The sequence below is a fragment of the Lentzea aerocolonigenes genome (genome assembly GCF_000955955.1).
GTDB lineage: Bacteria > Actinomycetota > Actinomycetes > Mycobacteriales > Pseudonocardiaceae > Lentzea > Lentzea aerocolonigenes_A.
Window position 1 is genome coordinate 1 of record NZ_JYJG01000128.1, and the last position, 2026, is coordinate 2026.

Consider the following 2026-nt stretch of genomic DNA (forward strand, 5'->3'; position numbering starts at 1 on the left):
CCGGACACCTCACCCGCGCCGGAGGCATCGCCTCCGGAGACGTCAGCTCCCTCGACGGGCCGGCTGATCGGGGTGGACCTGGCCCGCGCGCTGGCCGTGTTCGGCATGTACGTCGTGCACCTCGGCCCCTCGGCGGACAACACGGACGGCGTCGGCGCCTGGGTGCGGACCGCGGTGGAAGGCCGCTCGTCGGCCCTGTTCGCCACCCTCGCCGGGTTCTCGCTGATGCTGATCGCCGGCCGCCTCGAGCCGAAGACGGGTGTGACCGGACGGCAGGCGAAGGCTCGGATCGCGATCCGAGCTGTTGTCCTGCTCGTCCTGGGCACCGTGATGATCACGTTCTACGGCGACGTGGTGATCCTCGCCTCCTACGGGCTCTTCTTCCTGCTGGCAATGCCACTGCTGCGCCTGAACGCCAAGGCGCTCGCGATCATCGCGGCCGGGATCGCCGTCGTCGGGCCGCTGCTGGCCTTCGGCCTCAAGTCCCTGATCACCGAACCGGCCAGGGCTGCCATCAAGGCCTACGACTCACTCGCCCAGCTCGGCGGTGCGGGACTGCTGGACCTCCTGCTCACCGGCTTCTATCCCGCGATCCCCTGGATGGCGTTCATCGTCGCCGGCATGGCACTGGGCCGGCTGGACGTGTCCTCCGGCGCCGTGCGGAAGCGGCTGGCCGTGTTCGGTCCCGCCCTCGCCGTGTTCGCCTACGGCACCTCCTGGCTGCTGTCCCTGCTGTTCGAGGGCGTCGCGGCGGCCGGGGAGATGCAGCGGCCCACGGGAGCCGGTTCGGGAATGAAGGACATCGGCTCCGTCGGTGACATGAAGCAGCTGTCCGGCCAGTTCGGTTCGGCTTGGTCGTTGCTGACCTCGGGGCCGCACAGCGGAATGCCGTTCGACATCATCGGCTGTGTGGGCGTCGCGATCACCGTGATCGTGTTGGCGATGATGGCGCTCGACCGTCTGCCGTTGCTGCGCCGCCTGGCCGCACCGGTGATCGCCGTGGGCACCATGTCCCTGACCGCGTACGTCGGCCACTTCGTGCTGTCGCCTTCCATGGCCATGTCGAAGGGGAACGAGTCCCAGTCGTCCTGGGCGCCGGTGCTCGTGTTCATCCTCGGAGCCGTGGTGTTCGCCTGGATCTGGTCCCGCTTCTTCCGCAGGGGACCGCTCGAGTACCTGCTCAACCTCGCCACCAAACCGGCGAAGTACCTCCGCTGAGACCCTGCGGTCATGGCTGTTCCGCGTCTCGATGGACCACGCGATAACGCAGATGTGTGGCGTCGCGGCCTTCGAGCCGGCGCACGAGCTCCAGTTCGACGTGGTCGTGTCCGGTCGGCGCGAACAGCCGCCGCCCGTCGCCCAGCAGTACGGGAACAACGTGCAGTTCGAGCTCGTCGAGCTGCCCGGCTGCCAGCAACGCCTGCGCCGCACCCGCGCCGTGGACCAGCACGGCTCGATCTCCCGCTGCTTGCCTGGCCTCGTCGGCACACGCGTTGACGTCGGTGTAGAACTTCGCGCTGCCAGGAGGTTCGTCGGCCGGGTCGACGTGGTGTGTGAGCACGTGGATCGGCACTCCGTCGTGGTGGTCGCCCTGCCATCGGCCGGCCAGCTCGAAGGTGCGGCGTCCGGACATCACGGCACCGGTGGCCAGGGCCTCTGCGTACACCTGCCCGTTGACGCCCTCGGACATCCGGTCGTCGAGCCAGTTGAACAGCCGCCCTCCGTTGCGGCCGAGCTCCTGGCCCGGCCGGTCGTCCGGGCCGGCGATGTACCCGTCGAGCGACATCGACATGTACAGCCGCAGTGGTGTCCTACCCATGTCCGATTCCTTCCTCTGGCCACACCGGTGGCGATGCCGCCGGTGTGGCGTCCGGGCCACTGGACGAACTCGATCCGCCCGCCACTCCTACCCGGACGTCGATCGCGTGGCGCCGCTTTCGACAACGAGGTCGCTTCACATCGGACTAGACGGTTAATTCCAAGGGGTCGGCTCTGTTGGCGTCTGCAAGTACCGCCAACTCTTGAT

2 protein-coding genes are annotated in these 2026 nt (G+C 68.4%); one reads left to right on the forward strand and one right to left on the reverse strand.

The window, feature by feature from the left end; translation table 11 throughout:
• Positions 1–1218: heparan-alpha-glucosaminide N-acetyltransferase domain-containing protein (locus UK23_RS19525; protein ID WP_045313006.1), on the forward strand; the 1218-nt coding region annotated here is incomplete at its 5' end.
• Between the two features lie 10 nt (positions 1219–1228).
• On the opposite strand, the gene UK23_RS19530 is transcribed toward UK23_RS19525, so the two are convergent.
• A complete protein-coding gene (locus UK23_RS19530) occupies positions 1229–1819 on the reverse strand; it encodes a dihydrofolate reductase family protein (protein ID WP_045313007.1) in 591 nt (196 codons plus the stop codon).
• Between the last annotated feature and the right edge of the window lie 207 nt (positions 1820–2026).

Excerpts from the sequence above, each read along its gene's own strand:
- UK23_RS19530 (WP_045313007.1), bottom strand. The coding sequence starts at position 1,819 with ATGGGTAGGACACCACTGCGGCTGTACATGTCGATGTCGCTCGACGGG.